Origin of the sequence: Aureimonas sp. AU40, assembly GCF_001463785.1 — a bacterium.
Taxonomy (GTDB): Bacteria; Pseudomonadota; Alphaproteobacteria; order Rhizobiales; family Rhizobiaceae; genus Aureimonas.
In genome coordinates this window covers 90,474-107,013 of sequence record NZ_BBWL01000039.1, presented here as the reverse complement: position 1 = coordinate 107,013, position 16,540 = coordinate 90,474, and the positions used below count along the sequence as shown (strand labels likewise).

Below are 16,540 nucleotides of genomic sequence, written 5' to 3'. Positions count from 1 at the left end.
GCCTGAGCCCCTTAGACGCCTGCGCCGGGGCTGCTGGCGGGGCGAGGGTCATGGGGCTCCGGCGGCATCGAGGGCGCGACGGGCGAAGCGGCCTGCCCCCTTGAAAAGGGCGCGGCGAGTTCCGGCACCATGACCGGGCGGCTGGTCTGGCCGTAGATGCGTTTCTCTATGGTGCTGGCGAGATCCCGCGCCAGGGCGCGATCCACCCGCGCCCGGTCCTGCGCGATGGACAGCATGGCCCCGGCAATGCCGTTCACCAGGGTCTGGTCGAGCGACAGGACGTTGAAGCGCGAAAGCTCCGTGCCGGCCGTGTCGCGCAGCACCACGGTCGCGCCCAGCTTGTTGGCGTCTCCCGCCAGAAGCGACATGAGCGGGTTCTTGTAGGCGAGGAGAACCAGCGTCACCTCCACCTTCGTCGCCTTGCCTTCGCTGATGCCGATGATCTGCGAGGGAACGGTCTGGCGAACCAGCGAGAGAATGTCGGTCTCGGGTTTCAGCGATTCGATGGCGCTGACGCTCACCTCGCGCACGGCGAGCGGGCCGGTCGTCTCGACCACGGGCCTGGCGCAGCCGGACAGAAACGCGGCGAAGGCGAGCGCCGCGAGCAACCTGAAAACCATGGGAAACCGATTTCTGCTGGGGAGATGGAGCGTCGGCTTTAGCGCCTCCTCCCTCAGCCGCAACGGGGGCGGCGGCGCCCGCCATCACCATGGCGTGAGACCTTTCGCGCTTGGGCGCGCCTGTGGCCGGCGGGTCACGATCCGCCCCGCCCCGTGGACAGAGGCCCCGTTCCCCTCTACCTCGGCGGGGACGGAACCGTTCGGGGAACACACCGCATGTCGCTCAAGGTCGCGGTCCAGATGGACCATGTGTCGGGCATCACCATCAAGGGCGATTCCACCTTCGCCCTCTGCCTCGAAGCCGAGCGGCGCGGGCACCAGCTCTTCCACTACACGCCGGACCGTTTGTCGCTGCGCGACGGCGTCGCCACCGCGCGGGTGGAAACGCTGAACCTCGTCGAGGAGCAGGGCAAGCATTTCACGCTGGGCGAGCCGCACAAGGTCGATCTCTCGAGCATGGACGTGGTGCTTCTGCGCCAGGACCCGCCCTTCGACATGAACTACATCACCTCCACCCATATCCTGGAGCGCATCCACCCGAAGACGCTGGTGGTCAACGACCCGGCCTGGGTCCGCAACATGCCGGAGAAGATCTTCGTCACCGAGTTCGCCGATCTCATGCCGGAGACGATCATCACCAAGGACCCGGCCGAGATCGCGGCCTTCCGCGCCGAGTTCGGCGAGATCGTCCTGAAGCCGCTCTATGGAAACGGCGGCGCCGGCGTCTTCCACCTGACCAAGGACGACCGCAACCTCTCCTCGTTCCTGGAGACCTTCGCGCTCCTGTTCCGCGAGCCCTTCATCGCGCAGCGCTATCTCAAGGACGTGCGCAAGGGCGACAAGCGCGTCATCCTGATCGACGGCGAGCCGGTGGGCGCGATCAACCGCGTGCCTTCCGAGACCGACGCGCGCTCCAACATGCATGTGGGCGGGCGCGCCGAGCCGACCGAGCTCACCGTGCGCGAGCGCGAAATCTGCGAGCGCATCGGCCCCAAGCTGAAGGAACGCGGTCAGGTGTTCGTGGGCATCGACGTGATCGGCGACTATCTCACCGAGATCAACGTCACCTCCCCCACGGGCATCCGCGAGGTGAAGCGCTTCGGCGGCGCCGACATCGCCGCCCTGTTCTGGGACGCGGTCGAGGCCAAGCGCTGAGCGTCTCGCGCGGCCTCGCGCAACCGACGAAGCCTCCGCGCATTTCTGAACGCGGGCTGAACGGGGCGTTCGGACCCCGTTCGGCTTGGCCGCATTAGATTGGCATCATCGAACTCGCGCCTCCATCCGGATGGTTCCTCATGACGAAAGCTCGTCTCTTCTCCCTGGTCCTGGCTGGCGCCGCTCTCGTGCCCGGCCTTGCCAGCGCCGCCTCGGCCATCGCCACCACGAACGTCAACCTGCGCGCCGGCCCGTCCACGGCCTATCCGCCGGTGAACGTCGTGCGCGGCGGCGAGGAGGTGCATGTCTTCGGGTGCTTGGCCAACCGCGCCTGGTGCGACGTGGACTTCTACGGCCAGCGCGGCTGGATCTCCTCCAGCTATCTCGCCTATGTCCGGGGCGGCCAACGCTACACCGGGCCGCGCGTCGTCGGCTATATCGGCGCACCGACGGTCACCTATTCCTTCGGCCGCTATTGGGACAACCACTATCGCGACCGCGACTTCTACCGCGACCGCCGGCGCTGGGACGGCATCTACGGGCCGCGCATCTTCGACCGTGGCCCGCCCCCGCCGCCGCGCCCGCGCTACAGCGGCTATTACGACGCGCCGCCCCCGCCTCCTCCCCCGCCGCCGCCCGGCTGGGAGCGGGACCGCCGCGACCGCTTCGAGCGGGACCGCGACCGGTTCGAGGGCCGGCGAGACCGGGACCGTTTCGAGGACGGCCCGCCGCCCCCGCCCCCACCGCCGCCCGGCTGGGAAGATTACTGATCGCATCGAGGCGGCGCCGCAGGGCGCCGCCTTTGCTTTTGGGAGTGTGCCTGGAGTTTTGACGAGCTCGATCGGGAAAACTCTCTGCGATCGTCCGGAATGCGCGACTTCGTTCGCTTAAGCCGCAACGAACCGGGTGAGAGTCAGGACATTGTCTCCTTGATACGCAACAGTGCCGGTCTCGGCGTAGCCGAGTTGTCGCGCGATCTTCAGCGAGGCGGCGTTATCCGGGCTGATGATGCACACCGTCCGCGCCGTGCGATGCGCCATGTCGAACCATTCATGGGAAGCGAGGACGGCTTCCCGGGCATAGCCCTGGCCCCAGACGGACGGATGAAGGGTCCATCCCGATTCGGGAAACGGATCGAAATCGGGGCCGAGCCCACGTTCCGATCGAAACAGGCCCGCGCGTCCGATCACGCGGCCGCTGGCCTTCTCCTCGATCGTGAACATGCCGTAGCCGAAGCTGACCCAATGGCCCACCTGGGCCAGGCAACCGTTCCAGCTCGCCTCGCGCGAGGTCGGCTTTCCACCGAGATAGCGAAACACCTCGGGATGCCCGTTCAGTTCGTGATGCTGTTCGAAATCGGCGGCGGATAGCGGACGAAGACGGAGGTGTTCGGTCGTGATCATCACAGCATTGAACATGGGAAGCGCGTCCGGGCCAAACGATTCTCGAGCGTCCTTGCGCACACGCCGAGCGCGACTTAGTCTCACCCTTAGAATGAAACTGGAATCGAAAGGCGGGCATGGTATCGCGCGTGAGAACCGTCGCCTTTCAGGGCGTCGAGGCGGTGCCGGTCGATGTGCAGGTTCTGGTGGCGCCCGGCAAGGTCGGCATGAGCATCGTGGGTCTGGCCGACAAGGCGGTGACGGAAAGCCGCGAGCGCGTTCAGGCCGCCTTGCACGCTTCGGGCCTCGCCATGCCGCCCAAGCGCGTCACCGTCAATCTGGCGCCCGCCGACCTTCCCAAGGAAGGCTCGCATTACGACCTGCCCATCGCGCTCGGCCTTATGGCCGCGCTCGGCGCCATTCCCGCCGACGCCCTCCAGCGCTTCATCGTGCTGGGCGAGCTCTCGCTGGACGGGCTGGTGACGCCGGTCAGCGGCGTCCTGCCCGCCGCCATGGCCGCCAACGCGCTCGGCCTCGGCCTCATCTGCCCGGAGGGTGGCGGCTCGGAGGCAGCCTGGGCCGATCCCGAGATGGACATTCTCGCGCCCCGCTCGCTTATCCAGGTCGCCAATCATTTTCGCGGCACGCAGCGCCTCGCCCGGCCCGAGCCGACGCTCGAGGACGCCAGCGCCCATCCGCTTCCCGACCTTCAGGATATCAAGGGACAGACAATCCCCAAGCGCGCGCTGGAGATCGCGGCGGCCGGGAATCATAACCTCCTGATGGTTGGGCCGCCCGGTTCGGGCAAGTCCATGCTGGCGCAGCGCCTGCCCTCGCTTCTGCCGCCTCTCGGCCCTCGCGAACTGCTCGACGTTTCGATGATCGCCTCCGTCGCCGGGGAGCTCTCAGAGGGGCGCCTCTCCGCTCGCCGGCCGTTTCGCGCGCCGCATCATTCCGCCTCGATGGCCGCCATGGTGGGAGGCGGGCAGCGCGCCCGGCCCGGCGAGGTCTCGCTGGCCCATCACGGCGTCCTGTTTCTGGACGAGCTGCCGGAGTTCACGCCCACCGTGCTCGACTCGCTGCGCCAGCCGATCGAGACCGGCGAGTGCGTCATCGCCCGCGCCAACCATCGCGTGACCTATCCCGCCGCGTTTCAGCTCGTCGCCGCCATGAACCCGTGCCGCTGCGGCATGGCCGGCGAGCCGGGCCATGTCTGCGCGCGCGGCCCGCGCTGCGTCAGCGACTATCAGGGCCGCCTCTCCGGCCCGCTGCTCGACCGGATCGACCTGCGTGTCGACGTGCCCGCCGTCACCGCGCTGGATCTCATCCAGCCCGGCGCCTCCGAACCCTCCGCCGTGGTTCGCGCCCGCGTGGAAGCCGCCCGCGCCCTCCAGAGCCGACGCTACGAAGCCCTTGGCCTGGCCCCCGGCACCACCAACGCCCGCTGCCCGGCCGACCGGCTGGAACAGGCCGCCGCGCCCGACAGCGCGGGCCTCGCCCTCTTGCGCGACGCCGCCGAGCGCATGCGCCTGTCCGCGCGCGCCTATCACCGCGTTCTGAAGGTCGCCCGCACCATCGCCGATCTCGCCGGCGCCGATGCCATCGGCCGCGCGCATCTCGCCGAAGCCCTCTCCTATCGCAGCCTGCCCGAGCGCCTGCAGGCGGCTTGAGGGCGAGGGGAATGGCGGGGCTGCCGCCCCGTGCCCCGCCCGGGGCCTGACGCCCCGGAACCCCCGCGTTCTTTCGGGACTCTTTTCCGACCCCAGGGAGGGCCAGCGGCCCTCCCTGGGGTCGGACATCAGCTCGAAAGGAAACGGGGTCCAGGGGCCTCGGCCCCTGGCAGGGGTGCAGGGGACGGCCGTCCCCTGCCTCTCCCCTCAGCCCAACAACGCTCGCGCGCCGGGCAGGTCGATCAGGGGCGTCTGGGGGCGGGGGCCGATCTGGGTGATGATGTGGCCGGCGGCGAGCGCACCGAGGGCGGCGCTCTTTTCGTGGCCGAGGCCGGCGGTGTAGCCGCGCAGGAAGCCGCTGGCGAAGAGGTCGCCGGCGCCGGTCGTGTCGACCAACGTATCGACGGCAGTGGCGGGATAGGCCGTGGCCTGGCCGCCCTCGATCACGACGCAGCCGTCCGGCCCGCGGGTGACGATGGCGAGGCGCTTGGTGTCAGCGCCGATGCGGGCGAGCGCGTCGTCGAGATCCTCGGTCTCGTAGAGCGCGAGGGCTTCGGACTCGTTGGCGAAGACGATATCGACCGTGCCGGAGCGCATGAGGTCGAGGAATTCGGCACGGTAGCGATGGACGCAGAAGGAATCGGACAAGGTCATGGCCATTTCGCGCCCGTTGCGATGGGCGATGGCGGCGGCCTGGAGAATGGCGTCCTTGGCGCGCGGCGGGTCCCAGAGATAGCCCTCGAAATAGGTGACGAGGCTGTCGGCGACGACGGATTCTTCGATGTCCTCGGGGCCGAGCTCGACGCAGGCGCCGAGATAGGTGTTCATGGAGCGCTCGCCGTCGGGCGTGACGAGGATCATGCAGCGGGCGGTGGGCGGATCGCCGGCGAGCGGCCGGGTCTGGTAGTGGACGCCGAGCGCCTGGATGTCGTGGGCGAAGATCGTGCCGAGCTGGTCGTCCGAGACCTTGCCGAAATAGGCGCCGCGTCCACCGAGCGAGACAAGGCCGGCGGCCGTATTGGCGGCGCTGCCGCCCGACATTTCGATAGCCGTGCCCATGCGGCCGTAGATGTCGAGGGCGCGGGCCGTGTCGACCAGAGTCATGGCCCCTTTTTCGATCCCCGCCTCGCGCAGGAAGGCGTCGTCGGTGCGCGAGAGGATATCGACGATGGCATTGCCGATCGTCAGGAGGTCGAAACGGGACATGGCGGGTTTCTTCGTGGGAGGGGCCGAAAGGAGGGCGGAGCGCCCTTATCGCATTGCCGCGAGGCGGAGGCCATCCCATCTTGACGCTGCGCCAATGCCGGAGCCTTTCGATGATTTTTCGTGCCGCCTTTCTTGCGATCCGGGACGTGTTCTCGCCCCCGTTTCGCGCCGTGTTCTGGAAATCCCTCGGGCTGACGGCCGTGGTGCTGGTCGCGCTCTGGTTCGCGGTGCGCTGGCTGTTCCAGACGGTGGCGATCCCCTTCTTCGCGCATTTCGCGCCCGACATGCCGGCCTGGGTGGACAATGCCGAGAGTTTCGCCGGCTGGGCTGCGGGGCTGCTGCTGGCGGTGCTGCTCGCGTTCCTGATCGCGCCGGTGAGCGCGGTGATCGCGGGCCTATTTCTGGACGACGTGGCCGAGGTGGTGGAGCGGGATCAATATCCCGGCATGCCGGTCGGCCGCGCCCTGCCGCTCGGGCGCAGCGTGGTCCTGTCGCTGAAGTTCTTCGGCGTGGTGATCCTCGGCAATCTTCTCGCCTTCACGCTGCTGCTGGTGCCGGTGGTGAATTTCGGCGCCTTCTTCGTGGTGAACGGCTATCTCTTGGGACGGGAATATTTCGAGTTCGCGGCGCTGCGCTATCGCTCGGAGGAGGAAGCGCGGGCGCTGCGCAACCGGCACGGGCTGACGATCTTCCTCGCCGGCCTCGTGCTCGCCGCCTTCCTGTCGATCCCGATCCTCAACCTTCTGACGCCGCTCTTCGCGGCGGCGACCATGGTGCACCTGCACCAGCGCATCTCGCAGCGGGAAACCTCGCCCGAGTTCACCCGCCTGGGCGCGTCGCCCCAGGAGGCAAGGGTTGCGGCCCGGGAGGAGCATCCGGCAGCGCGATGAGCGGGGCCGGCTGGTCGCACCATTTCTCGTCGGCCTTGCAGAGATCGGCGATGACGCAGTGCTCGCAGTCGGGCTTGCGCGCCTTGCAGACGAAGCGCCCGTGCAGGATCAGCCAGTGATGGGCATGGCGCAGGAAGCCCTCTGGAATGATCTTGAGGAAGCCTTCCTCCACCGCTTCCGGCGTCTTGCCGGGGGCGATCTTCAGCCGGTTGCCGATGCGCAGGATATGCGTGTCGACCGCCAGCGTTTCCTCGCCGAAGGCCGTGTTCATGATGACGTTGGCCGTCTTGCGGCCGACGCCGGGCAGCCCTTCCAGCGCCTCGCGCGAGCGCGGCACCTCGCCGCCATGCTCGTCGCGCAGTATTTCCGACAGGCGCTGGACGTTCTTGGCCTTGGTGCGGAAGAAGCCGATCGTCTTGATCGCCTCGCGGATCTCGTCCTCGCCGAGCGCCGCCATGGCGTCGGGCGTCGAGGCCCGCGCGAAGAGGCCGCGCGTTGCCCGGTTCACCCCCGCGTCCGTCATCTGCGCCGAGAGCACCACGGCCACGAGAAGCGTGAAATTGTTGACATGCTCCAGTTCCGAGGTCGGGTGTGGCCTCTGAACGGCGAAGCGGCGGAAGATTTCGGCGATCTCCTCGGCCGAATAGGGAATGGCGGGATGGCTCTCCGCCGCCTTCCGCCTAGTTTCGCGGGCGACCGTCGCCCCGGACTTGGTAGCGGCCTTGGTGCCAGCCTTGGCACTCGGCTTGGCAGTGGATCGGGCGGGCGCCTTGGCGGCCTTGCCCGGCTTCGGCGCGGCTGGCTTGCGGTCCGTTCCCTCCGAGGCCGACGCGCCATCCTTGGCGGCCTTAGGTGCGCGTGGTTTCGTCGCGGTGGGCTCCGCCTTGTGCGCGGGGGCTTTCGGGGAGGCGTCTTTGTCTGCCATGCTCGGCCTTCGGAACGGGGCGGGCGGACAGGGAGCCCCAGCGCCCGGATCGCTTTTTCTTGGAACGAATCCAGCCTGGGAGGCAAGGGCGGATGAGCACAGCCGAACGGAGCCCAGCCGACACACCCCTCTTCGAGGCGCTGCTGACCCCCTATCGCTCGCTCGGGCGGCGCGGCTTCCACGTCACCATGGCGCTCTTCGGAGGGGCCAGCTTCGTATCCGGCCTCGCCTTCGTCTTGAACGGCGCCTGGCCCATCGTCGGATTCTTCGGCCTCGACGTGGCGTTGCTCTGGTTCGCCCTGCGCGCCTCGTTCCGCTCCGCCCAGGCCCGCGAGGAAGTCTCCGTCTCGCGCACCGACCTTTCGATCCGCAAGATCTCGCCGCGCGGCGCCGTGCGCGAGGCCCATTACAATCCGGGCTGGGCCCGCTTCCTCGTCCGCCGCCATCCCGAATTCGGCGTCACCCACATGAGCGTCACCGGCGAAGGCCGCGCCACCGAACTCGGCGCCTTCCTCAACCCCGACGATCGCCACAGCTTCGCCAAGGCCTTCGCCCGCGCGCTGGCGGACGCCAAGCGAGGTTGAGGTTGGCGGGGCTGCCGCCCCGAACCCCGCTCGGGAACGAGTTCCCGAACCCTTCCTTTCTTTTGGAACGTCTTTTCGAACTTGGGGAGGGCCACGGGCCCTCCCCAAGTTCGAACATAGGCTCAAAAGGAAATGGGGTTCAGGGGCCTCGGCCCCTGGCAGGGGTGCAGGGGACGGCGTCCCCTGCCCTCACTCGCGCGGACCAGCCGGCGTGTCGTCGTCTTCGTCGTAGTCGAACACTTCGTTGAGTTCGAGAATGCGGTGGGCCATGGCGAGGAAGTCGTCGCGAATGCGCTGGTGCAGGATGACGGCGATCTCGGGATATTCCTGCAGCATGCGGCGGAACAGCGGGCGCGAGATGCGGATGAAGTCGCAATCGGTGGCGGTGACGGCCGAGGAGGGGCGGCGCGTGTCGGCCATGAGCGCCATTTCGCCGAGCAGCGTGCCCCGGCCGACGGTCATGGCGATGCGGCGCTCCTCGCCCTCGCCTTCCACCAGATGCACCTCGCCCGAGGCGACCACGAAGCCGGCGTCGGCGCGGGCTTCGGCGCGAAACAGGATTTCGCCCGCGCGCAGGGCGCGATGCTCGGCGCCGAAGGCCAGAAGGCGGAGTTGGTCGCGCGAGAGCTCCTGAAACAGGGGCACCTCGCCGAGAACCTCCATGTCGCTTTCGAGGCTCATGCCACGCGGTTCGTTTCTCCTGCGGCGCGCGGGTGTCGCGCGCGCGGGTCTTCGGGATGGATGGGCAACGGACCATCGGGCCCGTCGCACCTCCTTCCGACATGGCAAGAAACCGGCCGGGACGAAAGCCCCCGACGCGCAGGCCGGGGCCTCCAGGCGTCGAAGCCGGGCCCGGCGTTTCCTTAACGCCACAGATAGCGGCGCGAAGGCTGGCGTCAGGGCATCAGCTTGTAGCCGCCAGACTCCGTGACGATCAGCCTTGCGTTGGACGGTTCGGGCTCGATCTTCTGGCGCAGGCGGTAGACATGCGTTTCCAGCGTGTGGGTGGTGACGCCCGAATTGTAGCCCCAGACCTCTTCGAGTAGAACGTCGCGCGTCACCACGCGGCGGTCGGCGCGATAGAGATAGCGGATGATCGCCGTTTCCTTCTCGGTCAGGCGGATCTTGCCGCCCTTGTCGTCCACCAGAACCTTCTGGCTCGGCTTGAAGACATAGGGGCCGACCTGGAAGGTCGCGTCCTCGGACTGCTCGTGCTGGCGAAGCTGGGCGCGGATGCGCGCCAGAAGCACGGCGAAGCGGAAGGGCTTGGTGACGTAGTCGTTGGCGCCCGCCTCGAGGCCGAGGATCGTGTCGGCGTCGGCGTCCTGGCCCGTCAGGATGATGATCGGCGCCTTGAAACCGGACTTGCGCAACACGCGCACGGCCTCGCGCCCGTCCATGTCGGGCAGGCCCACGTCCATGATGACGAGATCGGTCAGCCCGCCGCGCGCCGCGTTGATCCCCTTCGTGGCATTGTTCTCCTGCGAAACGAGGAATTCCTCGTGCAGGGAGAGCTGGTCCACCAGCGTGGTGCGGAGATCGTCGTCGTCGTCCACGATCAGAATGCTGCGTGCGCTCATGAAGGGGTCCTGTGCAGATGACGATGCGAATGGATTGCCATAGTTTGCGACGTTCCGTTTGAAACAATTTGTGAGCGCGATGTCGTTTTTTCCAGTCCAAACCCGCAGGAAAGCGTCGAAAACCGCCGAAATCAGCGTTCGCGCCAGCGCTTTGGACTCGCGCAAGGGGGTTTTGCAGTTCGGGCCGTTGCGCCTTCGCTGCGCGCTTGGCAAGGGCGGCGTCTCCAGTTTCAAGCGCGAGGGCGACGGCGCGACGCCGCTGGCGAGCATGGCGCTGCTCTGGGCCTACGGCCGGCCGGGCAGGCGCGGCGCCCCGCGCTTCGCGCTGCCGACGCGGACACCCGGCCGCCGGTCCGGCTGGTGCGACGCGCCGGGACATGGCTGCTACAATCGTCCCGTTCGCCTGCCCTTTCCCGCCAGCGCCGAGCGGCTGCTGCGGGACGACCGACTCTATGACGGCGTCGTGGTGCTCGACTGGAACGTGAGGCATCGCAGGCGCGGGCTCGGCAGCGCGATCTTCCTGCATGTCGCGCGGCCGGGCTACGCGCCGACGGAAGGCTGCATCGCGCTCTCGCGCCGCGATCTCGATCGGCTGGCCCCGCATCTGAGAACAGGGCTGCGGCTCATCGTGCGACGTTGAGGGCGGGAACCTCGGACGCGGCTTGGAGCTTTTCCAAGTCGAGAGACTGTTCGACAACCCGGTCGGGCCGGCCCATCGGCGCTTTTCCGCCGTCGCTTCGTTGCCAATCCTCGCCGATGCCCCGGCATCGACTGCGTTTGGCGCCTCGCGAACGCATGAAAAATCACGCGACGGTCCTCCGCCGCCGGATTGTCGAACAGTCTTTAGGCCGTCGTCAGGAGAAGAGCCATGGACCGCAGCGAACAACAATCTCGTCCGGTGGTGGAGCCCTATGACGACCCGACGGGGGGCTGGGGCTCGGTCAAGTCGCTGGCCGAGAAAAGCGTGGCAGAGGGGCTCGCGGTCTCGACCATCTGGAACACGCTGTTCAAGCAGAACAAGCCGGACGGCTTCATGTGCGTGTCCTGCTCCTGGGCCAAGCCCGCCGACAGCCACGCCTTCGAATTCTGCGAGAACGGCGCCAAGGCGACGATCTGGGAGCAGACCAAGAAGCGCACCGATCGCGACTTCTTCTCGCGCCACCGCGTCAGCGAACTCCTGAACTGGACCGACCACGACCTGGAGAAGCACGGGCGTTTGACCTCGCCCATGCGCTACGACGCCTCGCTCGATCAATATGTGCCCGTCACCTGGGAAAGCGCCTTCCGCGAGATCGGCGCGGAGTTGAACCGGCTCGATCCCAAATCCGTGATCTTCTACGCCTCCGGCCGCGCCTCGCTCGAGGCGAGCTACATGTACCAGCTCTTCGCCCGGGTCTACGGCTCGCAGAACCTGCCCGATTCCTCGAACATGTGCCACGAGTCGACCTCGGTCGGCCTGCCGCTGTCGATCGGCTCGCCGGTCGGCACGATCCAGTACGAGGACTTCGCCAAGTCCGACATGATGCTCTTCTTCGGGCACAACACCGGCACCAACGCGCCGCGCCTGCTGCACCCGCTGCAGGAGGCGCGCAAGCGCGGCGTGCCGGTCTACACGTTCAACCCCGTGGAGGAGCGCGGCCTCGTTCGCTTCAAGAACCCGCAGGCGCCGAGCGAGATGCTGTCCCCCGACGAGGGGACCAAGATGTCGACGGAATATTTCCAGCTGCGCTGCGGCGGCGACATCGCCGCCATGACCGGCATCGCCAAGGCCGTGCTGGCGCTGGACGACGCGGCCAAGGATACGGGCGCACCGCGCGTTCTCGACGTGGACTTCATCGCCGAGCACGGTCATGGGTTCGAGGAGTTCGAAGCCTACGTCAGAGCGTCCGACTGGAGCGAGATCGAGCGCTGCTCGGGCCTCGGGCGCGAGGATCTGGAGGAGGTCGGGCGCGTCTATGCCCGATCCGACGCGGTGATCGCGCATTACGGCATGGGCCTGACGCAGCATCGGCATGGCGTGCAGAACGTGCAGATGCTGGTGAACCTCCTGCTCATGCGCGGCAATATCGGCAAGCCGGGCGCCGGCATCTCGCCCATTCGCGGTCATTCCAACGTGCAGGGGCAGCGCACGGTCGGCATCACCGAGAAGCCGGAACTCGCCCCGCTCGATAAGTTCAAGGAATTCTACGGGTTCGAGCCGCCGCGCGAAAAGGGCAAGGCGACCGTGGAGGCCTGCGAGGGCATCATCGACGGGTCGGTGAAGGCCTTCATCGGCTTCGGCGGCAATTTCTCGCGCGCCGTGCCGGAAACGGGTCTGATCGAGAAGGCTTGGCGCAACCTGCGGCTTCACGTGCAGGTCTCGACGAAGCTGAACCGCAACCACCTCCTGCCGGGCGCGGTCACCTATATTCTCCCGTGCCTCGGGCGCATCGAGCGCGACACGCAGGCGACCGGCGACCAGACCGTGTCGATCGAGGATTCCACCGCCTGCATCCACGGCTCCAAGGGCTGGCGCCCGCCGGCTTCGCCCGAGCTCCTGTCCGAGCCCAAGATCGTGGCCGAACTCGCAAAGGCCACCGTGCCCGGCCGCTCCACCATTCCGTGGGACGACTGGGTGGCCGACTATTCCCGCGTCCGCGACGAGATCGAGCGCGCCTATCCCAACGACTTCAGGAACTTCAACGAGCGCTTTCTCCAGCCGGGCGGCTTCCACCGCGACCTGCCGGCCTGCAAGCGCATCTGGAAGACCAAGACCGGCAAGGCCAATTTCATCGTGCCGGACGGATTCGACACCGATCCCGACATCGATGTCGAAGGCCGCGACGTGTTCAAGCTGATGACGCTACGCTCCAACGACCAGTTCAACACCACGATCTACGGCTATGACGACCGGCTGCGCGGCATTTCCGGCTCGCGCATGGTGCTTCTGATGAACAAGGACGACATGGCGCGCCTCGGCCTGAAGGACCAGGATCTGATCGATCTCGAAACCCATGCCGACGACGGCGTGGAGCGGCGTGTCGAGGCCCTGCGCGTCCACTCTTTCAAGCTGCCGAAGGGCGATGTCGGGGGCTACTATCCCGAGTTGAACAAGCTGATCCCGCTCTGGCACCATGAGAAGACGGCGCATGTGCCGGCCGCCAAGTCGGTGCCGGTGCGCATCACGCGCAGCGCCGCGGCCGGTTGAAGCTCCGATCAACGAGCCCGGCCAAAAGCGCCGGGCTTGCCGATCCGCTCGGATCGAAGAACTGGATACTCGAAGAGCGCCGCGCGGCCTGGACTTAGGCCCCGGTGCTGGACGCGCTCATAGCGTCTTTGGAAGCGGAGGACGCGCCGCCCGTCACGCTCGCCTCATCCTCATCCGCCCTTGCCGGGCAGGCTTCGAACGGGCTCAACGTGACCACCAGCCTGGACGGGGCAACGTCCTGCACGCGGGGCCCGGACCAGCCGAACAGGCCGGACGGCGGCGCGAAGACGGTGACGTCGCCAAAGCCGCGCTCGCGATAGTCCAGCATGGGAAAGCTCGCGCGGTCTCCGGCGCCATCCAGCACCATCTCGCAGGCCTGCGTCAGCGCCGCGAAGTTCTCGCGCCGCGCCGGCCGCACGAAGCCCTCGATCCCGGCGGGACGGAACAGGGCGGCCGTGTGGAGGAAATCCTCCGCCGCCGTGTTGGCGAAGAGAAGACGGAGCGAGGGCTCCACAAGCATGACGCCGAAGGGCAGCGGGTCCCACAGGTCGCACAACATGGCCTTGGCGGGCTGCATGCCCGCCCGCAGGGCCAGCGAAAGCTGAAAGGCCTGACACAGCGAGGCGCCGAGAAGAGCCAGAAGCGCCTTCGCCCTGTCGCGCCCGCCCCCCTCCGCCTCCGCATTGGACCAAAGCTCGATGCGCCAGACGCCGTTCGGCGCTTCGCCCAACGTCAGCGAGGCCGGGCGGCGCGCATTTCGACTAGACTGGGATGTCGGGGAAGACCCGGATACGGCACTGAGGACGTTCAACCGAATTTGAGGGCTGCGGCCGTGCCGAGGGTGGAATGCAATTTCGCAGCCACCGGGCGTCAATTCATCGGCAAGAGCCTGAACCAGACCGCTCCACGCCCGTGAATCATAGGACGCTCGGCTCACGACGTCGAACAAGCGTTCAAGACACAACTCTTGCTCGATGGGTGATGGCGTACTGACTCTCATAAAGCAGAAAAGTTCCATGTTTCGCTTAGGCACACAACGAGCACGGGTGGGCTTATGAGACTCAAAGGTTGATGGCGAGACTCCATGGCCATTTTTTCATGGGTGACGTCCCGCCTCGGCGCAAAGGGGGAAGCTGACGGGCCGACGAAAGGTGGTTGCATCGTTGGCGGCCAGCCTCTATAAGCCGCCCGTTCGTATGAACTGGCCGGCAGGGCATGCCGTGCCTGTTCGAATGCTGACGCGACCTTCGAAACCCTTCGATGCGTGGCTGGCGCGGCCCTTCCCGGGGCCGGATGCCGGCTTTTTCGCGGTCCTACACCCAGGAGAGCAAAATGCCCAAGATGAAGACCAAGTCGGCCGCCAAGAAGCGGTTCCGCATGACCGCCTCGGGCAAGGTCAAGGCGGGTGCCGCCGGCAAGCGCCATGGCATGATCAAGCGCTCCAACGACTTCATCCGCAACGCTCGCGGGACGATGATCCTGTCCGAAGCGGATGCCAAGATCGTCAAAGTCTACATGCCCTACAACCGCTAAGCGGTTTCCAAGGCCTACTGATTTTTCAAGGAGATAGATCATGGCACGCGTCAAGCGGGGCGTTACGTCCCACGCCAAGCACAAGAAGGTCCTGAAGGCCGCCAAGGGCTTCTACGGCCGTCGCAAGAACACGATCCGCGCCGCCAAGGCTGCGGTGGACCGTTCCAAGCAGTTCGCCACGCGCGATCGTCGCGCCAAGAAGCGCAACTTCCGCGCCCTGTGGATCCAGCGCATCAACGCCGGCGTGCGCGAGCACGGCCTGACCTACGCGCGTTTCATCGACGGTCTGAACAAGGCCGGGATCGAAGTCGACCGCAAGGTCCTGTCGGACATCGCCATTCACGAGCCCGAGGCCTTCACGGCCCTGGTCGAGCAGGCCAAGACCGCGCTCGCCTACATCAAGGACGGCCAGTTCCCGAACGCCTACGAGCGGGCTGTCGGCGAGAAGCAGGCCGCCTGATTCCAGGCCAGCCTCGCTGAGCTTCCCAAAAGGCCCGCGCCGGATCGCTCCGCGCGGGCCTTTTGCCGTTTTGCGGCAGGCGCCTGGCGGCTTTTGCCGCCAAGGCTTGCTTCCACCGCCCGACACACTCTAGGAAGGCGGCTCCAAATCGCCTTCGCGCGCCCTACGGCGCCATCCCCTGCCCCGGCGCGCTTCAGCAGTGCCCGGCTCATGCCTCAAGGAGTTCACCGGCCGTGACGGATCTCGACAAGCTCGAACGGCGCTTCGGCGAGGACATCGACGCCGCCTCCGACGAGGCCGCGCTGGAAGCCGTGCGGCTCGCAGCCCTCGGCAAGAAGGGCGAGATCTCCGAGCTTCTGAAGGGACTCGGCAAGATGAGCCCCGAAGAGCGCCGCGACCAGGGCCCGCTGCTGAACGGGTTGCGCGACCGCGTCCAGACGCGGCTGACGGAAAAGCGCGAAGCGCTGGCCGATGCCGCGATCTCCGCGCGCCTCGCCGCCGAGCGGCTGGACGTGACGCTGCCCGTGCGCCCCAGCCCCGTCTCGCGCGGCCGCGTCCACCCGATCAGCCAGGTCGTGGACGAGATCACCGCGATCTTCGCCGACATGGGTTTCTCGATTGCCGAAGGGCCGGACATCGAGACCGACCACTACAATTTCACCGCGCTGAATTTCCCCGAAGGCCACCCGGCGCGCGAGATGCACGACACGTTCTTTCTCCAGGCGCCGGAGGGCAGCGAACGCCGCTTGCTGCGCACGCACACTTCGCCCGTGCAGGTGCGCACCATGGAGAACCAGAAGCCACCGATCCGCATCGTCATTCCCGGCAAGACCTACCGGCAGGACTCGGACGCCACCCACACGCCCATGTTCCATCAGGTGGAAGGGCTCGTCATCGACAAGACGGCCAATATCGCCAACATGAAGTGGGTGCTGACCGAGTTCTGCAAGAGCTTCTTCGAGGTGCCCTCGCTGAAGATGCGCTTCCGGCCGAGCTTCTTCCCCTTCACCGAGCCCTCCATGGAGGTCGACATCCAGTGCGACCGATCCGGCTCCGAGGTGCGCTTCGGCGAGGGCACGGATTGGATGGAGATCCTGGGCTGCGGCATGGTCCACCCCAACGTCCTGCGCGGCGTCGGGCTCGACCCCGACGAGTATCAGGGCTTCGCTTGGGGCATGGGCATCGACCGCATCGCCATGCTGAAATACGGCATGCCGGACCTTCGCGCCTTCTTCGACGCCGATTCGCGCTGGATCGAGCATTACGGTTTTCGCCCGCTCGATCTGCCGACCTTGTTCGGCGGGCTCAGCAGCTGAGTTCTGACGGGGGTGGGTCAATCGCATTCGCC

General features: G+C 67.2%; 17 protein-coding genes. 10 read left to right on the top strand and 7 right to left on the bottom strand.

From position 1 onward, the window contains the following. Window positions 1–11: 11 nt before the first annotated feature. A complete protein-coding gene (locus AUL32_RS13235) occupies window positions 12–620 on the bottom strand; it encodes a hypothetical protein (protein ID WP_061973564.1) in 609 nt (202 codons plus the stop codon). A 216-nt stretch (window positions 621–836) separates the two neighbouring features. Here AUL32_RS13235 and gshB point away from each other — a divergent pair, with 216 nt between their 5' ends. After that, window positions 837–1,775 (top strand): glutathione synthase, encoded by a 939-nt coding sequence (gshB, locus tag AUL32_RS13230; protein ID WP_062115736.1) that lies wholly within the window; start codon window positions 837–839, stop codon window positions 1,773–1,775. 140 nt (window positions 1,776–1,915) lie between these two features. Next, complete coding sequence (locus tag AUL32_RS13225; protein ID WP_061973561.1) at window positions 1,916–2,545, top strand: SH3 domain-containing protein; 630 nt, start codon at window positions 1,916–1,918, stop codon at window positions 2,543–2,545. A gap of 117 nt (window positions 2,546–2,662) precedes the next feature. On the opposite strand, the gene AUL32_RS13220 is transcribed toward AUL32_RS13225, so the two are convergent. Further along, on the bottom strand, window positions 2,663–3,238 hold the full coding sequence (locus AUL32_RS13220; protein WP_156421460.1) for a GNAT family N-acetyltransferase: 576 nt from the start codon (window positions 3,236–3,238) through the stop codon (window positions 2,663–2,665). A 56-nt stretch (window positions 3,239–3,294) separates the two neighbouring features. Here AUL32_RS13220 and AUL32_RS13215 point away from each other — a divergent pair, with 56 nt between their 5' ends. Beyond that, complete coding sequence (locus AUL32_RS13215; RefSeq protein ID WP_062115730.1) at window positions 3,295–4,827, top strand: YifB family Mg chelatase-like AAA ATPase; 1,533 nt, start codon at window positions 3,295–3,297, stop codon at window positions 4,825–4,827. A 207-nt stretch (window positions 4,828–5,034) separates the two neighbouring features. Here the strand turns inward: AUL32_RS13215 and AUL32_RS13210 are convergent, their stop codons facing one another. After that, window positions 5,035–6,033: an adenosine kinase gene (locus tag AUL32_RS13210; RefSeq protein WP_061973558.1), complete on the bottom strand. Its 999-nt coding sequence runs from the start codon at window positions 6,031–6,033 to the stop codon at window positions 5,035–5,037. A gap of 110 nt (window positions 6,034–6,143) precedes the next feature. Between AUL32_RS13210 and AUL32_RS13205 the strand changes: the two genes are divergently transcribed. Continuing rightward, on the top strand, window positions 6,144–6,923 hold the full coding sequence (locus AUL32_RS13205; RefSeq protein ID WP_062115727.1) for a sulfate transporter family protein: 780 nt from the start codon (window positions 6,144–6,146) through the stop codon (window positions 6,921–6,923). On the opposite strand, the gene nth is transcribed toward AUL32_RS13205, so the two are convergent. Beyond that, window positions 6,853–7,575, bottom strand: coding sequence for an endonuclease III (nth, locus tag AUL32_RS13200; protein WP_062115825.1), 723 nt, complete (start codon window positions 7,573–7,575; stop codon window positions 6,853–6,855). The genes AUL32_RS13205 and nth overlap by 71 nt on opposite strands. Before the next feature lie 365 nt (window positions 7,576–7,940). On the opposite strand from nth, the gene AUL32_RS13195 reads away from it, so the two are divergent. Then, complete coding sequence (locus AUL32_RS13195; RefSeq protein WP_062115724.1) at window positions 7,941–8,432, top strand: DUF2244 domain-containing protein; 492 nt, start codon at window positions 7,941–7,943, stop codon at window positions 8,430–8,432. Between the two features lie 189 nt (window positions 8,433–8,621). On the opposite strand, the gene AUL32_RS13190 is transcribed toward AUL32_RS13195, so the two are convergent. Together AUL32_RS13190 and AUL32_RS13185 are read right to left on the bottom strand one after the other, a co-directional pair. Continuing rightward, complete coding sequence (locus tag AUL32_RS13190; RefSeq protein WP_062115721.1) at window positions 8,622–9,113, bottom strand: cyclic nucleotide-binding domain-containing protein; 492 nt, start codon at window positions 9,111–9,113, stop codon at window positions 8,622–8,624. A 215-nt stretch (window positions 9,114–9,328) separates the two neighbouring features. Beyond that, window positions 9,329–10,012 (bottom strand): response regulator transcription factor, encoded by a 684-nt coding sequence (locus tag AUL32_RS13185; RefSeq protein WP_058636803.1) that lies wholly within the window; start codon window positions 10,010–10,012, stop codon window positions 9,329–9,331. Between the two features lie 79 nt (window positions 10,013–10,091). Between AUL32_RS13185 and AUL32_RS13180 the strand changes: the two genes are divergently transcribed. Both AUL32_RS13180 and AUL32_RS13175 read left to right on the top strand, forming a co-directional pair. After that, complete coding sequence (locus tag AUL32_RS13180) at window positions 10,092–10,652, top strand: L,D-transpeptidase family protein (RefSeq protein WP_082659639.1); 561 nt, start codon at window positions 10,092–10,094, stop codon at window positions 10,650–10,652. Window positions 10,653–10,880: 228 nt separating this feature from the next. Then, on the top strand, window positions 10,881–13,199 hold the full coding sequence (locus AUL32_RS13175; protein WP_062115713.1) for an FdhF/YdeP family oxidoreductase: 2,319 nt from the start codon (window positions 10,881–10,883) through the stop codon (window positions 13,197–13,199). Window positions 13,200–13,293: 94 nt separating this feature from the next. Here AUL32_RS13175 and AUL32_RS13170 read toward each other — a convergent pair whose 3' ends face one another. Then, window positions 13,294–13,929, bottom strand: coding sequence for a hypothetical protein (locus AUL32_RS13170; protein WP_062115710.1), 636 nt, complete (start codon window positions 13,927–13,929; stop codon window positions 13,294–13,296). A 602-nt stretch (window positions 13,930–14,531) separates the two neighbouring features. Here AUL32_RS13170 and rpmI point away from each other — a divergent pair. The 3 genes from rpmI (at window position 14,532) to pheS (ending at window position 16,508) form a co-directional block, all read left to right on the top strand. Then, window positions 14,532–14,732, top strand: coding sequence for a 50S ribosomal protein L35 (gene rpmI, locus AUL32_RS13165; RefSeq protein WP_061973551.1), 201 nt, complete (start codon window positions 14,532–14,534; stop codon window positions 14,730–14,732). Window positions 14,733–14,772: 40 nt separating this feature from the next. Further along, window positions 14,773–15,192, top strand: a complete 420-nt coding sequence (rplT, locus tag AUL32_RS13160) for a 50S ribosomal protein L20 (RefSeq protein WP_061973550.1) — start codon at window positions 14,773–14,775, stop codon at window positions 15,190–15,192. A 233-nt stretch (window positions 15,193–15,425) separates the two neighbouring features. Then, complete coding sequence (gene pheS / locus AUL32_RS13155; protein ID WP_062115707.1) at window positions 15,426–16,508, top strand: phenylalanine--tRNA ligase subunit alpha; 1,083 nt, start codon at window positions 15,426–15,428, stop codon at window positions 16,506–16,508. The last annotated feature ends 32 nt before the right edge of the window (window positions 16,509–16,540 follow it).